The 26,281-nt window shown below is 51.0% G+C and carries 22 protein-coding genes, 1 tRNA gene and 1 pseudogene; 14 read left to right on the forward strand and 10 right to left on the reverse strand.

Annotated features, from left to right (window positions below; all coding sequences use genetic code 11):
- Positions 1 to 17: 17 nt before the first annotated feature.
- The 5 genes and pseudogenes from OGX67_RS11495 to ptsP all read left to right on the forward strand — a co-directional run bounded on the left by OGX67_RS11495 (position 18) and on the right by ptsP (position 6,296).
- Positions 18 to 344, forward strand: coding sequence for a PTS fructose transporter subunit IIB (locus OGX67_RS11495; protein WP_003028254.1), 327 nt, complete (start codon positions 18 to 20; stop codon positions 342 to 344).
- Between the two features lie 20 nt (positions 345 to 364).
- Positions 365 to 1,612 carry a PTS fructose transporter subunit IIC gene (locus OGX67_RS11500; RefSeq protein WP_003028252.1) on the forward strand — a complete coding sequence of 416 codons (1,248 nt, stop codon included), beginning with the start codon at positions 365 to 367 and terminating at the stop codon, positions 1,610 to 1,612.
- A gap of 17 nt (positions 1,613 to 1,629) precedes the next feature.
- A pseudogene (gene ypdF, locus OGX67_RS11505) lies at positions 1,630 to 2,737 on the forward strand (aminopeptidase).
- Positions 2,737 to 3,777 (forward strand): aminopeptidase, encoded by a 1,041-nt coding sequence (ypdE, locus tag OGX67_RS11510; RefSeq protein ID WP_046670117.1) that lies wholly within the window; start codon positions 2,737 to 2,739, stop codon positions 3,775 to 3,777. The pseudogene ypdF and the gene ypdE overlap by 1 nt, the downstream one beginning before the upstream one ends.
- Positions 3,778 to 3,800: 23 nt before the next feature.
- Positions 3,801 to 6,296 (forward strand): phosphoenolpyruvate--protein phosphotransferase, encoded by a 2,496-nt coding sequence (ptsP, locus tag OGX67_RS11515; RefSeq protein ID WP_257651526.1) that lies wholly within the window; start codon positions 3,801 to 3,803, stop codon positions 6,294 to 6,296.
- Between the two features lie 43 nt (positions 6,297 to 6,339).
- Here the strand turns inward: ptsP and OGX67_RS11520 are convergent, their stop codons facing one another.
- Complete coding sequence (locus OGX67_RS11520) at positions 6,340 to 6,519, reverse strand: hypothetical protein (RefSeq protein WP_071524306.1); 180 nt, start codon at positions 6,517 to 6,519, stop codon at positions 6,340 to 6,342.
- A 154-nt stretch (positions 6,520 to 6,673) separates the two neighbouring features.
- On the opposite strand from OGX67_RS11520, the gene OGX67_RS11525 reads away from it, so the two are divergent.
- Positions 6,674 to 7,057 (forward strand): cupin domain-containing protein, encoded by a 384-nt coding sequence (locus tag OGX67_RS11525; RefSeq protein WP_080953243.1) that lies wholly within the window; start codon positions 6,674 to 6,676, stop codon positions 7,055 to 7,057.
- Between the two features lie 37 nt (positions 7,058 to 7,094).
- Here the strand turns inward: OGX67_RS11525 and OGX67_RS11530 are convergent, their stop codons facing one another.
- From OGX67_RS11530 to OGX67_RS11540, 3 genes are read right to left on the reverse strand one after another with little or no spacing between them, the layout of a single operon-like run.
- Entirely contained in the window at positions 7,095 to 7,958 is an 864-nt protein-coding gene (locus tag OGX67_RS11530) for an AraC family transcriptional regulator (RefSeq protein ID WP_003839254.1), read from the reverse strand.
- Between the two features lie 15 nt (positions 7,959 to 7,973).
- Positions 7,974 to 8,708, reverse strand: a complete 735-nt coding sequence (gene ypdB, locus OGX67_RS11535; RefSeq protein ID WP_032936528.1) for a two-component system response regulator YpdB — start codon at positions 8,706 to 8,708, stop codon at positions 7,974 to 7,976.
- 14 nt (positions 8,709 to 8,722) lie between these two features.
- Positions 8,723 to 10,420, reverse strand: a complete 1,698-nt coding sequence (locus OGX67_RS11540) for a sensor histidine kinase (RefSeq protein WP_204583390.1) — start codon at positions 10,418 to 10,420, stop codon at positions 8,723 to 8,725.
- Positions 10,421 to 10,807: 387 nt separating this feature from the next.
- Here OGX67_RS11540 and alaC point away from each other — a divergent pair, with 387 nt between their 5' ends.
- A complete protein-coding gene (gene alaC / locus OGX67_RS11545) occupies positions 10,808 to 12,046 on the forward strand; it encodes an alanine transaminase (protein ID WP_003028236.1) in 1,239 nt (412 codons plus the stop codon).
- A 65-nt stretch (positions 12,047 to 12,111) separates the two neighbouring features.
- On the opposite strand, the gene ypdK is transcribed toward alaC, so the two are convergent.
- Positions 12,112 to 12,183: a membrane protein YpdK gene (ypdK, locus tag OGX67_RS11550; RefSeq protein ID WP_010723117.1), complete on the reverse strand. Its 72-nt coding sequence runs from the start codon at positions 12,181 to 12,183 to the stop codon at positions 12,112 to 12,114.
- Between the two features lie 343 nt (positions 12,184 to 12,526).
- Between ypdK and OGX67_RS11555 the strand changes: the two genes are divergently transcribed.
- A complete protein-coding gene (locus OGX67_RS11555; protein ID WP_046670112.1) occupies positions 12,527 to 13,144 on the forward strand; it encodes a lysozyme inhibitor LprI family protein in 618 nt (205 codons plus the stop codon).
- Positions 13,145 to 13,185: 41 nt separating this feature from the next.
- Here the strand turns inward: OGX67_RS11555 and lpxP are convergent, their stop codons facing one another.
- Positions 13,186 to 14,106: a kdo(2)-lipid IV(A) palmitoleoyltransferase gene (gene lpxP, locus OGX67_RS11560; RefSeq protein WP_032949710.1), complete on the reverse strand. Its 921-nt coding sequence runs from the start codon at positions 14,104 to 14,106 to the stop codon at positions 13,186 to 13,188.
- Between the two features lie 440 nt (positions 14,107 to 14,546).
- Here lpxP and OGX67_RS11565 point away from each other — a divergent pair, with 440 nt between their 5' ends.
- On the forward strand, positions 14,547 to 14,789 hold the full coding sequence (locus OGX67_RS11565) for a YfdY family protein (RefSeq protein ID WP_003028231.1): 243 nt from the start codon (positions 14,547 to 14,549) through the stop codon (positions 14,787 to 14,789).
- Between the two features lie 108 nt (positions 14,790 to 14,897).
- Here the strand turns inward: OGX67_RS11565 and pgtP are convergent, their stop codons facing one another.
- On the reverse strand, positions 14,898 to 16,289 hold the full coding sequence (gene pgtP / locus OGX67_RS11570) for a phosphoglycerate transporter PgtP (protein WP_003028229.1): 1,392 nt from the start codon (positions 16,287 to 16,289) through the stop codon (positions 14,898 to 14,900).
- 415 nt (positions 16,290 to 16,704) lie between these two features.
- Between pgtP and pgtC the strand changes: the two genes are divergently transcribed.
- Genes pgtC through pgtA form a run of 3 tightly spaced genes read left to right on the forward strand, consistent with a single transcriptional unit; the run spans position 16,705 to position 21,147 of the window.
- Positions 16,705 to 17,904 (forward strand): phosphoglycerate transport regulator PgtC, encoded by a 1,200-nt coding sequence (gene pgtC / locus OGX67_RS11575; RefSeq protein WP_103414868.1) that lies wholly within the window; start codon positions 16,705 to 16,707, stop codon positions 17,902 to 17,904.
- Between the two features lie 11 nt (positions 17,905 to 17,915).
- The gene (gene pgtB / locus OGX67_RS11580; RefSeq protein ID WP_257651569.1) at positions 17,916 to 19,910 is read left to right on the forward strand and encodes a two-component system sensor histidine kinase PgtB; all 1,995 of its coding nucleotides are present in this window, start codon (positions 17,916 to 17,918) and stop codon (positions 19,908 to 19,910) included.
- On the forward strand, positions 19,900 to 21,147 hold the full coding sequence (gene pgtA, locus OGX67_RS11585; protein ID WP_204583392.1) for a two-component system response regulator PgtA: 1,248 nt from the start codon (positions 19,900 to 19,902) through the stop codon (positions 21,145 to 21,147). Before pgtB ends, pgtA begins: the two co-directional genes overlap by 11 nt.
- A gap of 105 nt (positions 21,148 to 21,252) precedes the next feature.
- Here the strand turns inward: pgtA and OGX67_RS11590 are convergent, their stop codons facing one another.
- Complete coding sequence (locus OGX67_RS11590) at positions 21,253 to 21,792, reverse strand: DUF2058 domain-containing protein (protein WP_003839289.1); 540 nt, start codon at positions 21,790 to 21,792, stop codon at positions 21,253 to 21,255.
- Between the two features lie 361 nt (positions 21,793 to 22,153).
- Here OGX67_RS11590 and OGX67_RS11595 point away from each other — a divergent pair, with 361 nt between their 5' ends.
- Both OGX67_RS11595 and OGX67_RS11600 read left to right on the forward strand, forming a co-directional pair.
- Positions 22,154 to 24,052 carry a methyl-accepting chemotaxis protein gene (locus tag OGX67_RS11595; RefSeq protein WP_257651525.1) on the forward strand — a complete coding sequence of 633 codons (1,899 nt, stop codon included), beginning with the start codon at positions 22,154 to 22,156 and terminating at the stop codon, positions 24,050 to 24,052.
- Between the two features lie 174 nt (positions 24,053 to 24,226).
- Positions 24,227 to 24,856, forward strand: a complete 630-nt coding sequence (locus OGX67_RS11600) for an ECs1377 family protein (RefSeq protein ID WP_071696939.1) — start codon at positions 24,227 to 24,229, stop codon at positions 24,854 to 24,856.
- 51 nt (positions 24,857 to 24,907) lie between these two features.
- Here OGX67_RS11600 and OGX67_RS11605 read toward each other — a convergent pair.
- Positions 24,908 to 24,979 (reverse strand) — tRNA-Arg (locus OGX67_RS11605).
- Positions 24,980 to 25,054: 75 nt separating this feature from the next.
- Positions 25,055 to 25,996, reverse strand: coding sequence for a formate/nitrite transporter family protein (locus tag OGX67_RS11610; RefSeq protein ID WP_003028193.1), 942 nt, complete (start codon positions 25,994 to 25,996; stop codon positions 25,055 to 25,057).
- Positions 25,997 to 26,281: the final 285 nt, after the last annotated feature.

Consider the following 26,281-nt stretch of genomic DNA (forward strand, 5'->3'; position numbering starts at 1 on the left):
ATTACGAGGAAATGATTATGAGTAAAAAATTAATTGCCGTCTGCGCGTGCCCAATGGGGCTGGCCCACACCTTTATGGCAGCTCAGGCGCTGGAAGAAGCCGCGGTTGAAGCCGGTTATGAAGTGAAAATCGAAACCCAGGGTGCTGACGGAATACAAAATCGCCTGACGGCGCAGGATATTGCTGAGGCGACGTTAATCATCCATTCAGTTGCCGTAACTCCAGAAGATAACGAGCGTTTTGAGTCGCGTGATGTCTACGAAATTACGCTACAGGACGCGATAAAAAATGCTGCCGGCATCATTAAAGAGATCGAAGAGATGGTTGCCGCTGAACAACAATAATCATCGACAGGGAATTACGTATGGCCATTAAAAAACGCAGTGCAACCGTTGTGCCTGGCGCATCTGGTGCGGCAGCGGCAATAAAAAATCCACCGGCCTCCCGCAATAGCTTCTGGGGCGAACTTCCGCAACATGTGATGTCGGGTATTTCACGCATGGTGCCGACGTTAATTATGGGCGGGGTGATTCTCGCCTTCTCGCAACTGATCGCCTATAGCTGGCTCGATATACCTGCTGACACTGGCATCATGGATGCGCTGAACAGCGGAAAATTTACCGGTTTTAATCTTTCATTACTGAAGTTTGCCTGGCTGTCGCAATCTTTTGGCGGCGTGCTGTTTGGTTTTGCTATTCCGATGTTTGCCGCGTTTGTCGCCAACTCCATCGGCGGCAAGCTGGCGTTTCCGGCGGGGTTCATTGGCGGGCTGATGTCTACTCAGCCGACACAAATACTGAATTTTGACCCATCAACGCTGCAATGGGTAACCAGTGCTCCGGTTCCGTCAACCTTTATTGGTGCGCTGATTATCTCGATTGTCGCCGGGTATCTGGTGAAGTGGATGAACCAAAAAATCCAGCTGCCTGATTTCCTGCTGGCATTCAAAACCACCTTTTTACTGCCCATTCTCTCCGCCATTTTCGTCATGCTGGCGATGTATTACGTGATAACGCCGTTTGGCGGCTGGATTAACGGCGGGATCCGTACTTTGCTGACGGCGGCTGGCGAGAAAGGCACGCTGATGTACGCGATGGGGATTTCCGCGGCAACGGCGATTGACCTCGGCGGCCCGATTAATAAAGCCGCAGGTTTTGTCGCCTTCAGCTTTACCACCGATCACGTTCTGCCGGTCACCGCGCGCTCTATTGCGATTGTCATTCCGCCGATTGGCCTCGGGCTGGCCACGCTTATTGACCGTCGCTTAACCGGCAAGCGCCTGTTCAGCGCACAGCTTTACCCGCAGGGGAAAACGGCAATGTTCCTCGCATTTATGGGCATCAGCGAAGGGGCGATCCCGTTTGCTCTGGAAAGTCCCATCACCGCAATTCCTTCTTATATGGTTGGCGCCATTGTTGGGTCGACGGCTGCCGTCTGGCTGGGGGCCGTGCAGTGGTTCCCGGAATCCGCTATCTGGGCGTGGCCGCTGGTGACTAACCTCGGCGTCTATATGGCGGGGATCCTGTTAGGTGCGGTGATTACGGCGCTGATGGTGGTGTTCCTTCGCCATCTGATGTATCGCAAAGGCAAGTTGCTGATTGAAAGCCTCTGATTAAAAGGATTGTAACTATGAGCTTACTTGCTTCACTGCGCGACTGGTTAACTGCGCAACAACTCGACGCGATGCTGTTGTCATCACGGCAGAACAAACAGCCGCATATGGGGATCTCCAGCAGTTCAGGGTTTGTGTTTATCAGCCATGAAAGTGCGCATATCCTGGTTGATGCCCGTTACTACACCGATATTGCCACGCGTACTCAGGGCTATCAGATCCATCGGCTCGATGGAACGCAGACGCTGTTTTCGCAGGTGAATCACATTATTGCGCACGAAAAGCTGCAGACGGTGGGATTCGAAGGTGAGCAAGTAAGCTGGGAAACGGCGAACGCGTGGTCGGACAAACTGCGCGCCCGACTGGTGAGCGCCGTACCGGATGTGCTCCGGCAGGTGAAAACGGCGCAGGAAATAGCCTGCATCCGCGAAGCCTGCCGGATAGCTGACCTCAGCGCGGAACATATACGACGCTTTATTCAACCCGGTCTCAGTGAGGGCGAAATTGCCGCTGAACTGGAGTGGTTTATGCGCACGCTCGGCGCAGATAAAGCTTCTTTTGACACCATTGTCGCCAGCGGCTGGCGCGGCGCGCTGCCACACGGCAAAGCCAGCGACAAACGTGTTGAGGCGGGTGAGTTCATCACGGTGGATTTTGGCGCTCTGTATCAGGGTTATTGTTCGGATATGACGCGAACCTTTCGCATCCCCGATGCGAACCTTTCGCATCCCCGATGCGAACCAGCCAGCGGAAGAAAGCACGCTGTTTGTCGTGTACCAGATTGTCCTTGCGGCGCAGCGTGCCGCGGTGGCGGCAATTCGACCAGGTGCGCGATGCAATGAGGTAGACGCCGCAGCCAGGCGAGTCATTACCCTGGCGGGCTATGGTGATGCGTTTGGTCACAACACCGGACATGCTATCGGCATTGAAGTGCATGAAAACCCACGTTTTTCCCCCGATGACACAACACCTCTGGTCGCTGGCATGCTGCTTACCGTTGAGCCGGGTATTTATTTGCCGGGGCAGGGGGGTGTGCGTATTGAAGATGTTGTGCTGGTTACGCCTGACGGCGGCGAGGTGCTCTATACCATGGCGAAAACATTGCTACACACGGGGGAGGCGTAATGGATTTATCGTTACTAAAGGCGCTGAGCGAGGCGGACGCGATCGCCTCATCAGAACAGGAAGTGCGGCAGATCCTGCTTGAGGAGGCGGATCGTCTTAATAAAGAGGTGCGCTTCGATGGTCTGGGATCGGTGCTGATCCGTCTCAATGAATCAACCGGTCCGAAGGTGATGATCTGCGCGCATATGGATGAAGTGGGATTTATCGTGCGTAGTATTTCCAGCGAAGGGGCGATCGATGTATTGCCGGTGGGAAATGTGCGTATGGCGGCCAGACAACTGCAGCCGGTGCGGATCACCACCCGTGAAGAGAGTAAAATTCCCGGTCTGCTCGACGGAGAGCGCTGCGGTAATGAGGTCAATACGCTGCGAGTAGATATTGGCGCGCGATCTTATGATGAGGTACTCCAGGCCGGCGTACGCCCCGGCGATCGCGTCACATTCGACACAACCTTTCAGGTCTTGCCGCACCAGCGAATCATGGGCAAAGCCTTTGATGACCGTCTTGGATGTTATTTGCTGGTGGCGCTACTGCGTGAATGGCATAACGCCATACTTCCTTGCGAGGTCTGGCTGGTGGCCAGTTCCAGTGAAGAAGTGGGACTGCGCGGAGGACAAACGGCTGCACGCGTTGTCGCACCGGATGTGGCATTTGTGCTGGATACCGCCTGCTGGGCCAAAAACTTTGATTACAGTGTGGCCAACCATCGGCAGCTCGGTAAAGGCCCGATGCTGGTGTTAAGCGATAAATCGCTGATTGCACCGCCAAAGCTGACGGCGTGGGTTGAAAGCGTGGCCGCTGACGCGGGTATTTCCCTGCAGCTCGATATGTTCAGTAACGGCGGCACCGACGGCGGGGCGGTGCACGTAAGCGGCACAGGGATCCCGACGGTTGTCATGGGACCCGCCACACGGTATGGACATTGCGCGGCGTCGATTGCCGACTGCCGGGACATCATCCAGACGCAGCAGCTGTTGTCGGCTCTTATTTCACATCTTACGTGCGAAACCGTGGCTCATCTGACGGATTTCAGGTGCTGATTTCGCGCTAATCAGGAGTTGTTATGCTAACGATTCAATTTCTTTGCCCGTTACCCAATGGTCTGCATGCGCGTCCGGCGTGGGAGCTGAAAGAACAGTGCTGCCAGTGGCAAAGTGAGGTGATATTTATTAATCATCGCCAGAATGCGAGGGCGGATGCGAAAAGCTCGCTGGCGCTGATAGGTACCGGAACGCTGTTTAACGACAATTGCAGCCTGACCATTACTGGTCGCGATGAAGAACAGGCCCGGCGAGCGCTGGAGGAGTACCTGCAGCACCGGTTTATTGACAGCGATAGCGTTCAGCCGACCCCGGCGGAACTGGCGGCGCACCCGTTGCCGCGTTCGCTGATTCGCCTCAACCCGGACCTGCTGTACGGCAGCGTACTGGCAGGTGGCGTGGGAGCAGGTACGCTCACGCTTTGGCAGAGTGATAACCTGGAAAGTTATCGTGCGATTGCGGCGAGTGCGGAAGACAATACCCGGCTGGAGCATAGTCTGGCGACGCTTGCCGAACAGCTCAATCAGCAGCTGCGCGAGCGCGACGGCGAGAGTAAAACCATCCTTAGCGCGCATCTGTCTCTGATTCAGGATGACGAGTTTGCCGGGAATATTCGCCGCTTAATGCTGGAGCAACATCTGGGGCTAGGGGCGGCAATTGTTGCCAATATGGAGCTGGTGTGCGACAAGCTGTCGGCCTCCGGTAGTGATTACCTGCGCGAACGCGTCAGTGATATCCGTGATATCAGCGAACAGTTGCTGCACATCACCTGGCCTGAAAGACGACCGCGTAATGCGCTGGTGCTGAATAAACCGACGATTCTGGTTGCTGAGGATTTGACGCCCAGCCAGTTTTTAAGCCTCGATTTGCAGCATCTGTCTGGCATGATCCTGGAGAAAACGGGGCGCACTTCGCATACCTTGATCCTTGCCCGTGCGTCAGCTATTCCGGTACTTAGCGGCTTGCCGCTGGCGGCCATTAACCGGTATTCCGGGCAGCATGCGGTACTGGATGCCCGATGTGGGGTATTAGCCATCAATCCAGACGATGCCGTTCGCGGCTATTACGCGATTGCGCAGAAGCTGGCCGATGAATGCCAGCGGCGGCAGGCGCTTGATGCCGCCCAGCCTGCGTTGACCAAAGATCATCAGCGTATTGACGTTGCAGCGAATATCGGTACCGCGCTGGAAGCGCCGGGAGCGTTTGCCAATGGTGCGGAAGGGATTGGGCTGTTTCGTACTGAAATGCTGTTTATGGACCGCGACAGCGCACCTGATGAGCAGGAACAGTTTGAAGCCTACCAGCAGGTCTTACTGGCCGCGGGCGACAAGCCGGTTATCTTTCGCACCATGGATATCGGCGGCGATAAGAACATCCGCTATCTTAATATTCCGCAGGAAGAGAATCCGTTCCTGGGCTATCGCGCGGTGCGGATTTATCCGGAGTTTGCCGGGCTTTTTCGCACTCAATTGCGCGCGATTTTACGGGCGGCGACCTTCGGCAATGCGCAACTGATGATCCCGATGGTGCACAGCCTCGACCAGATTTTATGGGTAAAAAGCGAACTGCAAAACGCGTTGGTGGCGCTGAAAGCGGACGGCTTGCGTCATGCTCCGACAATCTCATTGGGGATTATGGTTGAAGTCCCTTCGGTGTGTTACATCATCGACCATTTCTGTGATGAGGTGGATTTCTTCAGTATTGGCTCAAATGACATGACCCAGTACTTGTACGCCGTTGATCGCAATAACCCGCGCGTTTCGCCGCTGTACAACCCGATTACGCCGTCGTTCCTGCGCATGTTACAGCAGATTGTTCGCGTGGCGCACGAACGCGGTAAATGGGTGGGTATTTGCGGCGAACTGGGCGGTGAAGGACGTTATTTACCGCTGCTTCTGGGCCTCGGGCTGGATGAGCTGAGCATGAGCAGCCCACGTATTCCGGCGGTAAAAAGCCAGCTTCGTCAACTGGACGGCCGGGCATGTCGTGAGCTCGCCATGCAGGCCTGCGAATGCCGTAGCGCTCAGGAGATAGAAGATCTGCTAAACCAGTTTGCACCGCAGAAAGATGTGCGTCCGCTGCTGGCGCTGGAGAACATCTTTGTCGGCGAATCTCTGAGTAACAAAGAGCAGGTGATCCAGTTCCTGTGCGGCAATCTTAGCGTTAATGGACGGACTGAACATCCGTTTGAACTGGAAGAGGATGTCTGGCAGCGTGAAGAGATCGTCACCACCGCCGTCGGCTTCGGCGTGGCTATTCCGCACACGAAATCCCAGTGGATCCGCCATTCCAGCATCAGCATTGCCCGGCTTCAGCAGCCCGTTGACTGGCAGTCTGAGATGGGTGATGTGGAACTGGTGATCATGCTGACGCTGGGTGCCGATGAAGGCATAAACCACGTGAAGGTCTTTTCGCAGCTGGCGCGCAAGCTGGTGAACAAGCAGTTCCGCCAGTCGTTGTTTGCCGCTGAAAATGCTGAGAGCATTCTTGCGCTGCTGGAGGCAGAACTGACGCTTTAAGTTTGACAGCAAGAGTGGATAAGAGGGTCAGAAAGGGAAATTATCAATCAGAGAACGGTAGTTTCCCGGCCCTCAACAACGTCATCTCTTGTTTGCAGAGCAGAACTACCGCCTGGCGACCTTTAACACGGCGGGAGGTCAGGGCTCTTTTCACGGTCCGACGATCCGCACCTGATTCCAGCATCTGAAAACACATCAGGGAGAGTGCACGTCTGTTCTTCATCGTATATTCACTTTATTGAGTAAGCCTGCAGGGTTTAGCTAAAGGCCGTTATTTTACAACGATCCTGGCTGAGATTACGAATCGTACAATAAATGACCGCTGCTGATATAATTTAAGAGCGGCCATGCGCGTAATCAACCTAAGGAGGTGCGCAATGGACAAAGCAGAAGTGAAGTCATTTGGTCTTCCAGACGAAGTTCGTGAGTTCCCTCACGGGCGACTGGAGCTTCTCGATGTGGGAGGTGCAATTGTCGGCCGTGCGGTCCTGGAACCAGGCTGGCGGTGGTCTACGTCAGTTCAACCTATCGCTGGAACGAAGAGTTGCGAAGCCCCTCATTTTCAGTACCACGTTTCCGGTGTGCTGCGGATAAAAATGGATGATGGCAGCGAATTTGATTGTAAGCCCGGTGAGCTGTCGCGCATTCCTCCAGGCCATGATGCCTGGGTGGTTGGCGATGAATCCGTGGTGATTGTTGATTTCCAGGGAATGGTCAATTGGGCTAAACACACAGACATCGGCTGTAACGACTCACCATAAAGCAAAGATGCGGCGGCCTTGGCAGGTGTTGACATAATCAACGCGCTGACTGAAAACGCGCGCCGTACTCTCCCGGCGTCAGGCCAAACTGACGCCGGAACAGGCGGCAGAAATAATCACTGTCATGGTATCCACACCGCTGTGCGACTTCGCTAATCGACAGATGGTATTTCTGCAAGATAATGCGCGCCTTCGCCATTCTTACCCACCGCAGATACTCGACGAACCCCATAGTGCCGTGCTGGGCAAAAACTTTTGACAGGTGATTGGGTGTGATATTAAAAAACTGCGCCACGCTTTCGCGAGTCAGCGGCTGGGCATAGTTATCTTGTATCCAATTACACATACTATGATAGAGAAATTCAGCGCGTGGGCGCTCAGTGTCTGGGCGGGTATTCACCACGCTACGACACAGATGCAGCAGACTAAGCACCAACGGCTGAATGATATCCTGGGCCTGAGGAGAGCGGCTTAAATGCGTTAATGCGGTGAGCATCGCCTCGCCTTCGCCGCGCTGTGGATGGGGTAACTCAATACGGCGTACCGGACGAAGCAGCGATGCGGTTCGATTATCGTAAAAAGAGAGTCCCAGCCATGCCGGAGAAAAAACCAGGCTCAGCAGCATCACGGGTTTGTCGCCGCCGGGCAGATTGGCCGCTTTCGCCGGGATAAACAGCATGTCGCCTTCTGCCAGGTTATGCTGCTGTTTTTGCAGTTGGTTGCTGTATTCCCCACGTAGCACGATATCAAGGCGCGGAAGATCAATACATAAACTGCCGGTCGGTAACGTGGTGGGCTGGGTTGCGAACCACACGTGCCCCAGACGCTGTGGGTTTAACACCAGGCCACTGAACAGATCGGCGAAAAACTGTTGGTCTGCGGGAAGGCCTGGCTCTTTCATCGCTCTTTCTCTGCGCTATAAGTGCATTAACTGTCTGAACTCTTTCACTTTACTCCGACTAACCGGGATTTCAAATTCCAGATCTTTTAAGCGCAAAATATAGGTATTGTTAAACCAGGGTTCGATCTCGCGGATTTTATTCAGATTCACGCAGAACGAGCGGTGGCAGCGGAAGAAATGCGAAGCCGGCAGTTTGCTGCAAAATTCGGTGATGTTCATCGGCATCACGTACGATTCGCGCCGGGTGTAGACAAACGTCATCTTTTCATGGGCTTCTGCGTAGTAGATGTCGTTGATCGGGGTCACGATGATCCGCTCATCTTTGATCAGGTTGATCGTATCGTTTTCGCGGGCCACCGGACTGGCGGGCGAAGTTCCAGTTTGCTGCTGTTGCCAGGCGGCTTCCAGCTTTTGCAGCATGCTGACAATGCGTGATTCCTGGTACGGCTTCAGAATGTAGTCAAAAGCTTCCAGTTCGAAGGCTTCAACGGCGTGTTCTTTCCACGCGGTAATAAACACAATAAAGGGTTTATGCGCGAACTGGCTGATATTTTGTGCCAGCAATACGCCGTCCAGCGAGGGAATATTAATATCCAGAAAAATGGCGTCAACGCGGTTGTGCTGGAGATATTTCAGCACGTCCAGACCATCGTCAAACGTGCCGACAATCTCCATCTGGCTGTGCTCTTTTATCAGCCAGCTCAGTTCCTGTTGGGCCAGGAATTCATCTTCAACAATGATGACTTTCACGACTTCACTCCTGGTTAAAGCAACAATGTGGCCGGTGCGGCTGCGGGCGAATGCTGATTCGGTACATAAAAGGCAATCTCAGTGCCGGGCTCCAGACGGCGGATATGTAATCCCTCACCGTAGAGCAGCTTAACGCGATGGTGCACATTCAATAGACCAATTTTATTGCCCGGCATTTCATTGGATTCGACCCGTTCAATCACTTTTGGATCGATACCGTGGCCCGTATCCCGCACGGCTATCCGTACCCGGTTACCACACTCCGCCACGCTGATGGTGACCACACCTTTCCCTTTGCAGGGCTGAATCCCATGGACGATAGCGTTTTCTACCAGCGGCTGAATCAGCAGGCTGGGAATATAACAGCTTACCTCTTCATCGATATCATAAATAACCGTTAGTTTGTCGCCAAAACGCGCTTGTTCGATGGCGATGTAATCCTTGATTTGATACAGCTCTTTTTTGATATCGATCTGCTCATCGTCTTTTAATTCGATATTGTAGCGAAGATAACGCGACAAATTAAAAATGAGCTGGCGTGCGGTGTCTGGGTTAAGTCGTACCGAGGATGAAATCGCGTTCAGGGCGTTAAACAGGAAATGAGGATTTATTTTACTTTGTAGTGCGCGTAGCTCTGCCTTATTTGCCATTTCGCGTAGCTGTTCCGCCCGGGAAACTTCAAGCTGAGTCGAGATAATTTGCGACAGACCAATAGCCATTTCCTGCAGCGAGGAGGTTATCTGGTGGGCGTGACAGTAGTAGATTTTTAGCGTACCGGTGACAACACCTTTCTCCCACAGCGGGATCACCAGCATGGAGTGTATTTCCGGTGTGCGATGCGCTTCATCATTGTTTTTAATGATGATTTTTCCGTAATTGATCGCCTGCTGCGTGGTAGGACTGACGAAATCATCGTTATCACGGTAGTTAAGTTCCCCCACGCCAACGTAGGCCAGAACGTGCTTGGTATTGGTAATTGCGACGGCGTCCGCATGGATGTCATGGCGAATAATTTCGCATACCTGGCGGAGCGACTCGCTGTTAACCTGCCGAAAAAGCGGCAAGGTTTTGTTGGCAATATCCAGCGCCAGCTTGGCCTGCTTCGCGGCGCTGGCCTCTTTCTCGCCCTCCACGCTTTGCACTAGCATGACGATAAAGCCAATGCAGACGCTGCCCAGGATCATTGGGATACCGATTTTTGAGACAATATCCAGTCCCAGTGCGATAGAGGGGGCCCAGACGACGACGAGGATCATCGTCAGGGATTCGCAAAGCATTCCGCCTAAAATGCCAGCTCGCCAGTGCTGTGCTTTAGGAATCTTACGGTTGATCCACCCGGCAATACAGCCTGCCAGAATACTGGTGATAAAACAGGGCAGGGCGGTGACGCCGCCGATGTCGATCAGATAGCGGTGGGTACCCGCGATGAGGCCCGTAATGATACCGACCCACGGACCAAACAGAATCCCCCCTGACATGACCGCGATAATACGCACGTTAACCAGTGAGCCTTCAACCGGTACGCCGGACCAGGTACTGAACAGGGCAAACATTGAGAAAATCGCGGTAACGGCGAGCAGCTCTTTTGGGGAGTGGGCTGATTTGTGCAACAGTTCGCGGAACAGGCGGATACGAATCAGGAAAAACAGACAGAACAGCATCAGTGCTGCCCGGTCAAATACCGCCAGCAGCATATTGAATATTTCGTGCACGGGTGACTCTTGCGCAAGGGTTAAACCTCTATGATAGGTAACCTGGGCCAGGATGACCAGCGCCCACGTAGCCTGTGCCTAATGAGGAAAAACCATAATATTAAAAGGGGATTGTTGCATGATTGTTGTATTTACAATACCTGTCCTGTCGGCGCTGCGTTCAAGGTAATGTATTTAACAACAAAATGTTAAATGATGGTAATTTTAAGCGGGTTGTGAAAATGAATATTTCCTCATTTTACTATGTTGTTCCTCTTTTTTGTCAGGAAAAAATATTTTGTTTTGCCTCTCGACAGAAGGAAATTATTCAGGCTATTTTCTAAACGTGCCACCATCGTGGCAGCGTCGCTCGGACGGTCCGGGCGCTAACGTTAATCTGAGGATATTATGGCTGACTCCCGCCCTGAACGTCGCTTTACGCGTATTGATCGCCTTCCCCCGTACGTTTTTAACATCACGGCTGAACTGAAGATGGCTGCGCGTCGGCGCGGCGAAGATATTATCGACTTCAGCATGGGGAACCCGGATGGGGCCACGCCTCCTCACATTGTTGAAAAACTGTGTACCGTAGCGCAGCGCCCGGATACGCACGGTTATTCCACCTCTCGCGGTATTCCGCGTCTGCGTCGGGCGATTTCCCGCTGGTACCAGGAACGCTATGACGTTGAGATCGATCCTGAATCCGAAGCCATTGTGACCATCGGTTCCAAAGAGGGACTTGCGCACCTGATGCTGGCAACGCTCGATCACGGTGATACGGTCCTCGTACCCAACCCAAGTTATCCCATCCATATTTATGGCGCGGTGATTGCCGGCGCGCAGGTACGATCTGTGCCGCTGGTCGAAGGCGTCGATTTCTTTAATGAGCTGGAGCGCGCGATTCGCGAAAGCTATCCGAAACCGAAGATGATGATCTTAGGTTTCCCGTCGAACCCGACGGCGCAATGCGTCGAGCTGGAGTTCTTCGAAAAAGTTGTGGCTCTGGCTAAACGCTATGACGTGCTGGTGGTTCACGACCTGGCCTACGCTGATATTGTCTACGACGGCTGGAAAGCGCCGTCGATTATGCAGGTACCGGGCGCTCGCGATGTCGCAGTTGAATTTTTCACCCTGTCGAAAAGCTACAACATGGCGGGCTGGCGTATCGGTTTTATGGTGGGCAATAAAACGTTGGTAAACGCGCTGGCGCGAATTAAGAGCTATCACGATTACGGAACCTTTACACCGTTACAGGTTGCGGCCATCGCCGCGCTGGAAGGCGATCAGCAGTGCGTGCGAGATATTGCAGAGCAATATAAACGTCGTCGTGATGTGCTGGTCAAAGGGCTGCATGAAGCTGGCTGGATGGTCGAGGTGCCAAAAGCCTCGATGTACGTTTGGGCGAAAATTCCAGAGCAATACGCCGGGATGGGGTCACTTGAGTTTGCCAAGAAACTGCTGAATGAAGCGAAGGTATGCGTTTCGCCGGGGATTGGGTTTGGTGATTATGGTGATACGCATGTGCGTTTTGCGTTGATTGAAAACCGTGACCGTACCCGCCAGGCTATTCGCGGTATCAAAGCAATGTTCCGTGCAGATGGCCTGTTACCGACCAGTGCAAAATCGACTTCTGAAAGTACCGACTGACCGAATGTTCCCCCAAAATGCAAACAGGAGCCTTATGGCTCCTGTTTTTTGCTGCGTCTTTTAATTTAGATCATCAGGGCGAAAGTACCGGCCCAAACGATGACCATAAAAGAAATGCCCATAAAGAAATATTTCACTTTTCATCTCTCCGCATACCTTGGGTATGTCTAAATGAACATATGCTTACCTGACAGAGAGCTGATGCACGCATAAACGAAATGGAGAATTCCCCTCGTTTACTTGGCTGCATCACCTCAGAATTCTGAGCTTTAATGCTCCAGACGGCGCTAATGTACGCCTAAAAATGAGGCGAGACAAGAGGCATTTTTTTATTTAATTTTAATAACTTACAAGTGTCGTGATTCGGCGACAGTTTAATTTCTTTCGGTAATAAATTGCTATTGAGCGACGGAATGCTTACTCGGATAGTTCTCATATCGCCATGATGTTAATGCGGTTAATTTTTCGCGGAATTTAATAATGAAAAGGTTAAAAATGACCAGGTTAATGATGTTAGCACTCGCTCTTACGCCGTTGACGTCGATGGCGGCCTCGCCGCTGGCGTTCAATTTCAGCTGCGCAAGTATTGGTGGTGTGAATAGTGATGGTAAAGGCAATGTCTGGATCGATGGCGCGAAGGCGACGGTGAAGGCTTTCAATGAAAACTATTGGGAGGCGACAAGTGGTAAAAATACCGTTTCTATCTCCCGCAAAGATGACGGAAATCCGGACGTATCCTGGACTGGACCTAATCGTAAGCACGGGGTTTGCCTGCCGGAGGATAATATTGATTATTCTCCAGCGAAAAAATCGACCAACGCAGGTCCGTCTTACTCCTGCTCTGCTGTTCAAAAGGGAAGTGCGGAAGATATTATTTGCCAGAGCCCATCGCTCTCTGCAATGGATCTGAAATTGAACGAAATTTTTAAACAGGCACTGGCTAAATCGAAGAATGATCCGATGTTAAAAGCAGAGCAGCGCGGTTGGATCAAAGGACGCAACGAGTGCTGGAAGGAGAAGGATGATGAGCCAGCCTGCATTGCCCGAAGCTATAGCGAACGAATGACTGAACTCCACAATAAATGGGGCGTGAAGTAATTCAGCCGTAGAAAAAAAGAAAGGCCTTGCGGCCTTTCTTTTCAGATATACAACGAGGCTTCACCCATCGGGCGCGTTTTGAAGCGACGGTGGATCCAGAGATACTGCTCGGGGGCGCGCATGATCTCTTTTTCGATAATTTTATTCATATAGGCCGCTGCCTGGCACTCATCAGACGGGTAACCTTCCATTTCAGGCGTGATGAACAGGCGATAACCAGAGTTATCTGCTTTTCTCACCATGGTTACGGTCAGCATCGCTGCACCAGACAAACGCGACAGCACGTAGGTACCGTTGGTGGTTGCCACATCTTTGACGGCAAAGAAGGGGGCAAACGAGCTTCCTTTACGACCGTAGTCCTGATCGGGGGCAAACCATACGGCTTCTCCTTTTTTCAGAGCACCGACAATACCACGCAGATTATTTCTGCCGATCATCGCCTTGTTGGAGCGCATACGACCACGGGTTTGGATCCACTCCATCAACTTATTGTTGTGCGGGCGATAGGTCGCCATCATTGGCTGACAAAGCCCCATTACGCGGCCACCCAACTCAAGCGACATAAAGTGTACGCCGACAACCATCACGCCACGATTTTGCAACTGGGCGCGCTTCAGGTTGTCCAGTCCTTCTACATCAAACCATTTACGCACTCGACGGTCCGGCCAGAACCAGGCCATACCTGTTTCAAGTAGCCCCATGCCGAGTGAACGGAAATTCTCATCGACCAGTTTCTCTCTTTCTTCCTGCGACAAATTTGGGAAACAGAGTTCGAGATTTTTACGTGCAATAGATTCACGGCGTTTTAAAAATGGACGAGCCAGCGTTCCTGTACGGGTACCAAGAAAACACAATACGGGATAGGGAAGCTGTACCAGTAACCAGAGCACTCCAACACCAAACCACGTGAGCCAGTAGCGCGGATGCAAAAACGCGCGTGAAAATTTACATTGGGGGAACATAAGCACCTGTTGTTGATACGAAATAGATGTATCGCGAAGATTCTTTGTCTTTCGCTTTACACTCTGTACTGATCGTTAGGCCGCCATGAACGACATTGGTTCCTGTAAAGAGTGTAAAACTGAGTCAGGACAAAACCACGAGGGGGCATGAATGATCGGACGCACAATGTACACCCGAAAATTAATGTCAGCCAGAAATAATTACTCAAGATTCGTAAATGTTTTTAAGGCGATTAAGAACAAAAATTAACCTATATATAATCCGTTGTTTTTATGCAGATTAAATAAATGTCTGCCCGAGAGAGTAATAGTATGCAGGTGAAGGATTTTTGTAACTAAGATGTTGCTGAAATTGCACGAGGATAGGAATTGTCTTAGAATATAAAGTTAAGGGAGTGTAAGGACTTACGTTAAGTTTACGGCAAACAGGAGGTATCGCTATGCTCTATTTCTGGATCTTTCTCGCTCTGAGCATTTTGTGCGTCAGTTGCTATATCTGGCAGGTTATGGGCGCTGCGGCGTCAATCAGCGCTTTTCTCGGCATGGCCATCCTTACGGCATTAATTTACTTTTTTACTATGCGATTGACCAATGGTAACGAAATGGTAACCGGGTTATTCCTGTTTCTTGCTCCTGCTTGCGGTTTGATTATTCGCTTTATGGTGGGTTACGGTAAGCAATAATTTGGAATGTTACGTTTAGCAATAAATTATCACGTTGAGCTTTTTGTTATTTATCTGAGTTATTGAAGTGCCAGCATCGCTGGCACTTTTTTGTGAGAGCGAAATGAATTACCGGGCATCCGCCAACTGGAGTGAGGCTTCCTCTTGCTGAGCATTTTTTCGCTGTTGTTCGAGCTCCAGCGCGCCACGATGAGAGAGGTAGCAAAACAGGATGCAGCAGACAATTCCACCCATCAACAGATAGAATCCGCCATGCCATCCCATTTTGTCGACCATTACGCCAAACAGGCTGGTTCCCAGCGACGCGCCAAAAATGTAGCTCATAAATCCGCGTAAACCTACCGCTGACCCCACTGCGAAGCTGGGGACGATTTCCATCGTCTGAACAGAAGCGAGGAACTGTGGAACATAGATCAGGCAACCCACAATGGCGGCAAAAATAGTGACCATCAGCAGGGATTCACTTTTCCAGTAGCCGATCAAACAGACGAAAATCAGCGCCATACAAATCATGGCCAGCGGCATGCGACGGCCTTTAAACAGTTTATCGGTAAGCCAACCCGCCAGTAATGTGGAAGGGATTGCTGCCCATTCAAAAAACAGAAAAGCGATGCTCATTTGCTCTTTCGAAAAATGTTTTTCGGTTAACAGATAAATAGGCAACCAGCTAATCATGCCAAAACGTACCATATAGACGAAGACATCTACCAGTGAAACATACCAGGCATTCTTATTACGCAGCACATAAGTGCAGAAGATCTGGAAGGCACTCATATTTTCTGGCGCCTGGACAGCGTGTCGGGAATTTAATACGACTTTTTCTTCCGGCATCATTTGTTCCAGAGCCGGTAAGCCTTCCTGGCGCGGTGAACCTTTCCCCAGCATTAGCACAATAAAAGCGAACAGGACGGCCACACCGGCCGGAACAATATAGCTGGCACTTTGCCAGTGCTCGCTCCCCAAAATGGCAAAGGCGGCACCCACGATCGGGGCAACAATACCACCGCCAACATTGTGAGAGATATTCCAGAATGCGCCAACGCGTCCACGTTCTTTACGCGGAAACCAGTTGGCAATGGTAATAAATGAAGGGCCAACGCCCATACCCTGGAACAAACCGTTGAAAACGACCAGAGCGGCAAAAATCCAGAATCCGGTACTGAATCCTAAACCGACGTTTACAATGGCGCACAGAATCAGGCCGCATGCCATAAAGACCTTAGGGCTGGCCTTGTCTGCCAGGCTGCTCATAATGCCTTTACTGATCCCATAAGCAATAAGCATGCAGCTGCTGAGTAGACCAATTTGTGTGGCACTGAGATCCAGATGTTCCTTCAGGTACGGTGTTGAGAGCGTGAAGTTATTGCGCACAATATAGTACGCAAGATAGCCAAGAAATACGCTGAGTAATGCCTGAATACGGTATCGGCCATAAGTTTCCTGGACTTTCTCCGCCGGGACTTTATTTGCCGCTGGCCCTGCTTTAAATATTGATAACATATCATCACCTAAATTTATATTGATGTGAATATCAGGATTTTTCGCAGTGAAGAGTGAAATAGACGGCAGAGAAACTCAAGTTGATGAAATGAGTCACTATTGACACAACTTGTGGATTGCGTGGCTGATTTTGACTCTTTTTAAATAATGGATTTTCAATTCTATTCTTTTACGGACGTTTTTATCATCGGTGTGTGCGGATATTAACAAATTCAGGCTGCGTTTTCGGGTATTCTTTACCGATGCCGTCACTTTCCGTTTGGTTATTCTACGAATAACCTTATTCTTCCCTCTGGCAGTGATAAACGGGTAAGTTTTGTCTCAATATTATTTTTTGCACATGTTGGTATTTATGAACGGGATCACAAACAGACTTTTGGGCCGGGGGCGTTGTTGGGCGATCTTGCTCTGTTTTATGTCGCTGTCGGTGAGTTATCTGGCGCAGGGTAAAGAGCTGGTAATGGCGACAACCTTTTCACCGGGGGCAACGGCCTGGATTATTCAGCGTTGGCAGACGGAACCGGGGTCGGTGATGATTCGCACATTAAACCGGACCAGCAGTTCACTGGAACAACTGCTTGATACTGCCAATGCGGAGAACGTCGATTTGATTTTGACCTCGTCGCCCATGCTGTTGCAGCATCTTCAGGAGCATCAGAAGCTGGCGCCCTTCGATAATGTGCTGCCGGAAAGCCAGCGGCTGGTGCCGGACTCGATTCGTTCTACCTCCGTGGCTGTTGCGATATCTGGTTTTGGCCTGTTGATTAACCGTTCTGCGCTGGCGGCGCGTCATTTGTCACCTCCTGCTGACTGGGGGGATTTAACGCATCCTAAATATCAGAACGCTTTGTTAATGAGTAGCCCGTCGCGTTCCGATACCAACCATCTGATGGTTGAGTCGTTGCTACAGCAAAAAGGGTGGGAAGAGGGCTGGGCGACATTACTGGCGAGTGCTGGAAATCTGGTGACGATTTCATCACGCAGTTTTGGCGTAGCCGACAAAATTAAGAGCGGCCTTGGCGTTGCGGGGCCGGTCATTGATAATTATGCCAACTTGTTGCTTAACGATCCTCACCTGGCGTTTACCTATTTTCCACGCTCGGCGGTATCGCCAACCTATGTTGCTGTTCTCAATAACAGCCAGCATCCCAATGAAGCGCGTCGTTTTATCCGCTATTTGTTAAGCCCGGAGGGACAGCGGATCCTTGCGGATGCGAATACGGGGAAATACCCGGTAACGCAGCTCGCATCTGATAATCCCCGCGCTGCTCAGCAGGCCATTTTAATGAACCAGCCTGCGCTTAATTATCGGCTGATCCTTAAGCGGCAACAGTTGGTGCAGCGGATGTTTGATACCGCAATCAGTTTTCGTCTTGCGCAACTAAAGGATGCATGGCGGGCGCTATACAGTGCGGAAGCTCGCCTGAAACGCCCGCTACCCGAAATCAGAGCCTTACTGACCAGCGTTCCGATAGATGCCAAAAGTAGTGAAGATGAAGCCTGGCTTGCGCAGTTTGATAATAAAAGCGTTGCCGAACAGCAGATGATGGAGTGGCAGCTCTGGTTTCTTAAAAATCAGCGTCAGGCGATATCAAAACTGGAAGAATTAAAATGAAAGGTGGATCGATACTGCACCGTCTGCGTCAGCTCAGCATCAGCAGCAGTCTGCGAGGAGCCTTTCTGACGGGCGCATTACTGACGTTGAGCGTAAGCTGCGTCAGTTTGTACTCCTGGCATGAGCAGAGCTCGCAGATACGCTATTCGCTTGATGATTACTTCCCGCGCGTGCATTCCGCTTTTTTGATTGAAGGGAATCTCAACCTGGTTGTGGACCAGCTTAATGAATTCCTGCTGGCTCCCAATACGACGGTAAGGCTGCAACTGCGCAATCAGATAATCTCGCATCTGGATAAAATCGAAGTGCTGAGCAGGGGGTTGCAACCAGCAGAACAGCAGCAGCTGGCGGTGATTTTGCAAGACAGCCGGGCGCTGATGGCAGAACTGGACCGGGTGCTCTACAACATGTTCCTTGTACGTGAAAAAGTGAGCGAACTTTCCGCGCGCATTGATTGGCTACATGATGATTTTACTACTGAGCTGAATTCACTGGTGCAGGATTTTACCTGGCAGCAGGGGACGTTGCTGGATCAAATCGAGGCCAAAAATGGTGATGCGGCGCTGTATCTCAAACGTGCCCGAGAGGTGCAAAACGAGCAGCAGCAGGTTTACACCCTGGCAAGAATTGAAGACCAGATCGTTGATGATTTACGCGACAGGCTTAATGAACTGAAATCGGGTAGCGACGACGGAATGCTGGTGGAGAATCACATCCGCTACCTGGAAAATTTGAAGAAAACGGCGGATGAAAATATCCGTACCCTTGATGACTGGCCCAGCACTATCACCCTGCGACAAACTATCGATGAGCTGCTGGAAATCGGGATGATGAAAAATAAAATGCCCGATACCATGCGCGATTATGTCGCCGCGCAAAAAGCGCTCGTTGATGCCAGCCATGCCAGAGAGGCCACACTTGGGCGCTTTCGAACACTGCTTGAAGCGCAACTGGGGAGTAGCCATCAGCAAATGCAGACGTTTAACCAACGGCTGGAACAAATTGTTCGTGTCAGCGGTGGACTTATCCTGCTGGCGACGCTGCTGGCGCTACTTCTCGCCTGGGGGCTTAATCACTACTTCATTCGTTCGCGTCTGGTGAAACGTTTTACTGCGCTCAACCAGGCCGTGGTGCAAATTGGTCTTGGCAGAACGGATGCCACTATCCCGGTATATGGACGCGATGAACTGGGGCGTATCGCAGGCTTGCTGCGCCATACTCTGGGCCAGTTGAGCGCGCAAAAAAATCAGCTGGAGCAGGAAGTGACTGAGCGCAAAGAGATTGAATCCGATCTTCGCGCAACGCAGGATGAGCTGATCCAAACCGCAAAACTGGCGGTGGTCGGCCAGACTATGACCACGCTGGCGCACGAGATTAATCAACCGCTGAATGCGCTGTCGATGTATCTGTTTACGGCGGGCAGGGCAATTGAACAGGGGCAATCCGCTCAGGCCAGAAGCACATTAACCAAAGCGGAGGGACTGATTACTCGCATTGATGCCATTATCCGTTTGCTGCGTCAGTTTGCGCGCCGGGCCGAGCCAGGTACGCCTCTGCATCCGGTCGATCTCCGACAAACGTTCAATGCTGCCTGGGAACTGTTGTCCATGCGGCATATGCCACAGCAGGGTACGCTGACGCTCCCAGACCGGAGCGTGTGGGTGGCTGGTGATGAAGTGCGTATTCAGCAGGTGCTGGTAAACGTCCTGGCAAATGCGCTGGATGCCTGTCCGGTAGCGGCGAAAATAGATGTTCACTGGCAGGCCGAAGGCAGCCGGTTGTGCGTATTTATCAGCGATAACGGCCCCGGTTGGCCTGGGGCATTATTACCATCACTGTTAAAACCGTTTACCACCAGTAAGGATGTTGGCCTCGGTATTGGCTTATCGATTTGTGTATCGTTAATGATGCAAATGAACGGCGAACTGCGCCTGGCGTCAACCCCGGGGCGCAATGCCTGCGTCGTTCTGCAATTTAATCTGACGGATGTAAACGATGTTGAGTGATGAATATTCTGTTCTGCTTATTGATGATGATGCCGATGTTCTCGACGCTTACACTCTGTTGCTTGAACAGGAGGGATATCATGTATTCGCATGCAGTAACCCTTTTGATGCCCGAAATTGGTTGCAGGCCGACTGGCCAGGGATTGTCCTGAGCGATGTGTGTATGCCTGGCTGTAATGGAATCGACCTGATGACGTTGTTTCATCAGGATGACAATCAGCTTCCGATCCTGTTGATCACCGGGCATGGAGATGTTCCGATGGCGGTGGACGCGGTGAAGAAAGGGGCGTGGAACTTTCTGCAAAAACCGGTTGATCCTGGCAAACTGCTGGTGTTGGTAGAGGATGCGTTGCGTCAGAGAAAATCTGTTATTGCACGTCGTCACTATTGCCAGCAAAAGCTACAAGTTGAACTGGTCGGCTACAGTGACTGGGTTAATCAGTATCGCCAGCGTTTACGGCAACTGGCGGAAACGGATATTGCCGTCTGGTTTTATGGCGAGCCGGGAACCGGGCGTATGACCGGGGCCCGTTATTTACATCAACTTGGGCGCAGCGCTGAAGGCGCGTTTATTCGCGGTGAACTGACGCCCGGGAACTCGGAACAACTCAATGACCTTATTGCCCAGGCGCAAGGGGGAACGCTGGTTCTGAGCCATATTGAGTGCCTGACGCGTGAACAGCAACACCAGCTGGTGCATTTGCAAAGCCAGGAGCGACGTCCGTTTCGCTTAATTGGCATTGGCGCCACTTCGTTGGTGGAACTGGCGGCAACCAACCAGATTGTGGCCGAACTCTATTACTGTTTTGCGATGACGCAAATTGGTTGCCAGCCGTTGTCTCAGCGCCCGGATGATATTGAACCGCTGTTTCGCCATTATCTGCAGAAAGCCTGTCTGCGTCTGAACCATCCTGTGCCTGAGGTTGACGGGGAATTACTAAAAGGTATGCGGCGTCGCGTGTGGTTAAGCAATGTTCGGGAACTGGCCAATGCCGCCGAGCTTTTTGCCGTTGGGCTATTGCCACTGGCTGAAACCGCGAATCCGCAACTGCATTTGCCTCAACCGACACCGCTCGATCGTCGGGTCGACGAGTACGAGCGGCAGATCATTACTGAAGCGCTAAATATCCATCAGGGGCGTATTAATGAAGTCGCGGAGTATTTACAAATCCCGCGTAAAAAACTCTATTTACGCATGAGAAAATACGGGCTGAGCAAAGAACACTATAAGTTTTAGCAGGCGGAATGTGGGGATGAAGAGACGTTGACAGTATTTCGGTGGCGGCGTGAGCGTTCACCGAAATATGTGACGAAATTCCGGGTGATTATTGAGGGGTTTTGCTTACCACATCAGATCATCAGGAATGACAAAATCAGCATACGGATCGTCTTCATCCTTAGCTTCCTGGCTCAGTTCGCAATTAAGCACGATATAGCTTGCATCGCGCTGGGCAATCTTGTCGGCGACGACTGCCGGAATGATGGCGTATTCGCTCTCGCTACCACTTTCAGCCGTCAGACGGGCAATAGCCAGACGGCCCTTGATCAACTGAGACTGAGTCACCTTATCAACATAGACTTTTTTGATCAGATTATTGTCAGTAAAGTTGTAACCAATATCGCCACGGGTAATGGTGATTTTATTCATTTCAATTAGTTGCTTGATCTGCGCTTTATACTCTTTAGACAACGTGGCCTGCTTCTGTTGTTCGCTGAGTTGCTTATCACGCTCGATCTGCGCTTTTTTATTCTCTTCAACCGCTTCTCTGGCTTCACGAGCCTGAACGCGCGATTTTTTCGCCGTTCTCTGCACTTTCGCCATTTTTTTGCTGCTGACCAGACCCGCTTTAAGCATCTGTTCTTGTAGGGTAAGTTTTGTCATTGTCGCTTCTAATCCAAAAAATCGTTGTAAGGATTATAACCTTAACGTTCGGCGGGACGCCAGAATGATGGCCGCAGTCACGGTTGTTATCACTGTCCTGAGTCTTTCTCCCTTGCTGAATCAGTTGATGATTACCTGATTTTTTTAATAAAAAATAATATGCCGAATAAGTTAATAAGATGGAACATAGGTTTGCAGATTCACATTAGACAGCGTTTTATTCTGATTGAAGTAATTAAATAGAGTTATTCTGGTAAATATTTAATCTAAAAAACAAACAGTTGCCCATTGCTCAAATTTAAAGAGCCGCTTCTTTACGCCGATAACCATAATGAAAATATGGACAATGGAGGGAAGTGGCATGTGGTGGGTTTATCGAATGCCGATGAAAATGAAGTTAATAATCGCGCTACAACCACTATTACTGGCGTTGTGTTGGTTTGCAGGTTCAGGAATATTGACGCGCATTGAGACAGAACGGCAGATGGAGAATATTGCCCAACTGACAGCGCTCGCACGCAGTGCCGGAAATGTGGTGCATGAACTGCAAAAAGAACGGGGAATGAGTGTCGGATTTCTGGGGGCTGCAGGGACTACGTTTAAAGATGAGTTAAACGCACAGCGGGCTTTGACCGATCGCGAGATCGAGGTATTCGTGCGCTCGTTGTCCGATACTGCATTGCCGGAAGGGGATGTTGCTACCTCTGTCGCTGCGTTTAAGAAAAACATTCTTTCGCTCGCCACCATCCGGGAAAATGTCACGCAGTTGGGGCTTCCGGCCGCAGATGTGGTTAAGTTTTACACCAACGTCATTGCTGATGTGCTGAGTTTTGTCGGCAAGTTGGGGCAGTTGACGGATTCTGGCGAAATGGCAAACGCATTCGCCGCCTACTACAATCTGCTGAATTTGAAAGAACAAGCGGGTATTGAACGGGCACTGTTATCAAATATCTTTTCCTCCGGTCATTTCGCCGACGGACAGTTACATCAGCTCAGTGATGTCGTCAGTAAACAGAACGTCTGGCTGGCACAATCGTTGCGCCTGAGCTCGCCGGAACAGGCGGCCATGTTGAAAAATCGCTTACAATCTGCAGAAGCGTCAAAAGCCCTCTCATTTCGTGAAACCGCGTTTAATCATGTCGAGAACGGTGAATTTGGTGTCGATCCTACGACCTGGTTCAAAGTACAAACCCAGCGTATTGAAGTGATGCGGCAGATAGAAAATGTGACGGCGAATCTTCTGTTGGCGAATGCAGAAAAACTCGCGCAGGATGCACGAAAAAACTGGCAAATATATATGGTCGTCAGCTTGTTAGCGCTACTGGCATCATTGACCTTCGCTGGAGCCATCGCAATCAATATGCATCGCCAATTCAGCGACACGCTGCGCAAGATTGCAGGGATGAATGGCGATCTGACTCAACGTCTGGCGACGCCGGGTAAAGATGAGCTTTCCTCACTTAATCGTGCCTATAACACGATGCTGGAAAGTATTCAGCATATCGTACAGGAGATTAAACAAGGTGCCGTGGTTTTGTCCGATGCCAGCAGCAGTATTACGGTGGGAAATCAGGATTTGGCTCAACGTACAGATGAACAGGCTGCATCAATAGTACAAGCCGTGGCCAGTATGGAGCAGCTATCAACTGCGATTACGCAAACAGCGGATAATGCCCGCGAAGCGGAGCATCTGACAATCAGGCTGGAAAAAGAGGTCCGACAGGCCAGTAACGTTGCCTCTGCGGCGAACCAGAGTATGGGGGATATTCGCGCTTCCAGTGAGAAAATATCGAATATTGTGACCTCAATTGATGATATCTCGTTTCAGACTAACTTACTGGCGCTGAATGCGGCAGTGGAAGCTGCGCGGGCAGGAGAGATGGGCAGGGGGTTTGCGGTTGTGGCCAGTGAAGTGCGGAATCTTTCACAGCGTTGCGCCAAAGAAGCTAACCAGATCCGCGAGCTGGTTGCGCAGAATATGGTTAAAATTAGTGAGGGCGTTGAGCGGGTCACGGCGTCTGCTACCGCGCTGGAAGCGGCAGCGGACAATACCACCAGTATGAAGCAATATATTGCGGATATCGCGCGTGTGGCGACGGAACAGTCGCAAGGGGTAACCCAGATAAACCAAGCTCTGCGACCGATGGAGCAGGTTACGCAGCAAAATGCGGCGCTGGTTTCTCAGGCCGCGAGCGACAGCCAGCGGCTGGACAATCTGTCGGTCACCATGAAGGGGCTGGTCAATCGTTTTGTTGTCTGACATGACGCCGCTGTACCGATCCGGTAAACGCGCCGGATCGGTCAGTTGTCGTCATCTTAGTGTGATGGTATGAAGCAAATATTGGGCGGGTTAAGAAAAGATTCCTGACATAGCAATCTTGTCGCTGGTAAAGTGAACAACCGATACCGAGATGTGGCCAGAAGGGAATTCCGTGTGACTGAACGTATTGATTATGAGACTGAAAAATACAGCTTTACTGAGGCGACTGAGAGTTCCCGCCTTACCGGCCAGTGGGCTGATGTTATTACTGAATGTCGCGAATTGAAGGCGGGACCGCAAGAGCGTCTGCGTATTGCTTTATTGAATGTGGATTACGTGACCAGTTTTGAGTTGCCTTTCCGCCTGTTATTACTCCGTACCCCGCAACTGATTGCCAGCGTGCGTGAAGAGCTGCAGCTTAGTCAGAAAAACGTCATCTTTAACGGCAAACGCTTTGGTTGTGTTTACAGCCTGAAAGCGAGTCTCGGTGGGATACCGGATGAATTTCAGTACCGCCTGTCGCATCGAATCCGGCGCATTAGCCCTGCAGGTTCAAGCGAAGCGCCATATCAGCAGATTGCTAAAACAGTAAAAGCACCACGCGAACGTCTGAAGCTGGCACTTGAATCGGGCCTTGATGTCACTGCGCTGGACGGGCTTTTCTGGTTTGGCAGCCAGCGTATTGCCGCTGATGTGTTGAGGCTGAGAAAAGCAGGGATGCGGATAGCTACAGAGCAGACAATGGTGTCCGACAATCTTACTGCAACAGTGAGGAATGTGCCGTTCTACCGCCTGGCCCAGTGATGAACTGGCTGGTAATTGATTGGATTTAAAAAGGATGCATTAATATCAGAGTGTCCCCTGCAGGAATCGAACCTGCAACTAGCCCTTAGGAGGGGCTCGTTATATCCATTTAACTAAGGGGACGAAGCGGCACGAGTATAGCGTTTTTTACTCACAACGGTAAGTCTCAGGCCGCCCGACTGCTCAAACAGTCACCATTCAGGCCTGTTTTTTCTGGTTTTTCTGCGTTTGCTCATCACGCTTTGCTTGTAACCGGGCTTCTTCCTTGCGTTTGTTGCTCATATCATTGCGGATCTGCGCATGGCTCATCAGCGCGAAAATAAACGTTCCGCCACAGATATTCCCGGCGAGCGTTGGTAGCGCAAAGGGCCAGAAAAAATCACTCCAGTGCAGCGTGCCATTAAAGACCAGATAGAGAATTTCCACGGAGCCAACGACGATATGCGTGGTATCGCCTAACGCAATCAGCCAGGTCATCAGAATAATGACCACAATTTTTGCCGCCCCGGCAGCGGGGAACATCCACACCATCGTGGCAATTAACCAGCCAGAAATGATGGCGTTGGAAAACATCTCCACAGGAGTGTTTTTCATCACATCCATGCCAATTTTGACGAAAGCATCGCGGGTCTCTTCATCAAAAATCGGCATATGTTCAAACGCCCATGCTGCAACCCCGGTGCCAATAATATTACCCAGCAGTACCACGCTCCACAGGCGCATCAACAGGCTAAAATTGCCGAGGGTAGGGTTTTGCATCACCGGCAGTACGGCGGTGACGGTATTTTCGGTAAAGAGTTGTTGGCGGGCCATAATGACAATAATAAAGCCGAAGGTATAACCGAGGTTCTCGAGTAAAAACCCCCCTGGCACACCTTCCAGCTGTACGTGAAAAATCCCTTTAGCCAGTAGCGAGGCGCCCATCGACAGTCCGGCTGCGATGGCTGACCACAGCAGGGCCATTGCGTCGCGCTCCATCTCTTTCTCCCCATCCTGGCGAATATGTTCATGGATCGCCATGGCGCGGGAGGGGAGTCTGTCCTCATCAAGCTCTATCTTTTTCCCTGTTAGTTTTTCATCGCTTTCCACTTCGAGTTCGTCGCTGTGTCGATCAATCTTATCTTTCTTGATGTCATTCATGGTCGAATCCTGAATAAGCACGTATTGCTAAAGCGTAGCGGCTTTTGTCTGAAAATCAGCGGGAGAAAGTCTGAGATAGCAAAAATGGTAACGTTTGTTTTTATCGGGTTAGTTAGAATAGAACCGCCGCGGAGTGCGTATTACCAGGCTATGATCAAATCAGTAAGACAGGGTATATAGACATCATTTGACGTGCTGTTACAATCGCTCACATCTAAACAGGCGGATACGTCATCGTTCCGTCATGGATGGCAATCAGCGATAGCCATAAAACACAGGGAGATA

The sequence above is a fragment of the Citrobacter sp. Cf118 genome (assembly GCF_030334095.1).
Classification (GTDB): domain Bacteria; phylum Pseudomonadota; class Gammaproteobacteria; order Enterobacterales; family Enterobacteriaceae; genus Citrobacter; species Citrobacter freundii.

Excerpts from the sequence above, each read along its gene's own strand:
- OGX67_RS11495 (WP_003028254.1), top strand. The coding sequence starts at position 18 with ATGAGTAAAAAATTAATTGCCGTCTGCGCGTGCCCAATGGGGCTGGCC.
- OGX67_RS11500 (WP_003028252.1), top strand. The coding sequence starts at position 365 with ATGGCCATTAAAAAACGCAGTGCAACCGTTGTGCCTGGCGCATCTGGT.
- ypdE (WP_046670117.1), top strand. The coding sequence starts at position 2,737 with ATGGATTTATCGTTACTAAAGGCGCTGAGCGAGGCGGACGCGATCGCC.
- ptsP (WP_257651526.1), top strand. The coding sequence starts at position 3,801 with ATGCTAACGATTCAATTTCTTTGCCCGTTACCCAATGGTCTGCATGCG.
- OGX67_RS11520 (WP_071524306.1), bottom strand. The coding sequence starts at position 6,519 with ATGAAGAACAGACGTGCACTCTCCCTGATGTGTTTTCAGATGCTGGAA.
- OGX67_RS11525 (WP_080953243.1), top strand. The coding sequence starts at position 6,674 with ATGGACAAAGCAGAAGTGAAGTCATTTGGTCTTCCAGACGAAGTTCGT.
- OGX67_RS11530 (WP_003839254.1), bottom strand. The coding sequence starts at position 7,958 with ATGAAAGAGCCAGGCCTTCCCGCAGACCAACAGTTTTTCGCCGATCTG.
- alaC (WP_003028236.1), top strand. The coding sequence starts at position 10,808 with ATGGCTGACTCCCGCCCTGAACGTCGCTTTACGCGTATTGATCGCCTT.
- OGX67_RS11555 (WP_046670112.1), top strand. The coding sequence starts at position 12,527 with ATGAAAAGGTTAAAAATGACCAGGTTAATGATGTTAGCACTCGCTCTT.
- lpxP (WP_032949710.1), bottom strand. The coding sequence starts at position 14,106 with ATGTTCCCCCAATGTAAATTTTCACGCGCGTTTTTGCATCCGCGCTAC.
- OGX67_RS11565 (WP_003028231.1), top strand. The coding sequence starts at position 14,547 with ATGCTCTATTTCTGGATCTTTCTCGCTCTGAGCATTTTGTGCGTCAGT.
- pgtP (WP_003028229.1), bottom strand. The coding sequence starts at position 16,289 with ATGTTATCAATATTTAAAGCAGGGCCAGCGGCAAATAAAGTCCCGGCG.
- pgtC (WP_103414868.1), top strand. The coding sequence starts at position 16,705 with ATGTCGCTGTCGGTGAGTTATCTGGCGCAGGGTAAAGAGCTGGTAATG.
- pgtA (WP_204583392.1), top strand. The coding sequence starts at position 19,900 with ATGTTGAGTGATGAATATTCTGTTCTGCTTATTGATGATGATGCCGAT.
- OGX67_RS11590 (WP_003839289.1), bottom strand. The coding sequence starts at position 21,792 with ATGACAAAACTTACCCTACAAGAACAGATGCTTAAAGCGGGTCTGGTC.
- OGX67_RS11595 (WP_257651525.1), top strand. The coding sequence starts at position 22,154 with ATGTGGTGGGTTTATCGAATGCCGATGAAAATGAAGTTAATAATCGCG.
- OGX67_RS11610 (WP_003028193.1), bottom strand. The coding sequence starts at position 25,996 with ATGAATGACATCAAGAAAGATAAGATTGATCGACACAGCGACGAACTC.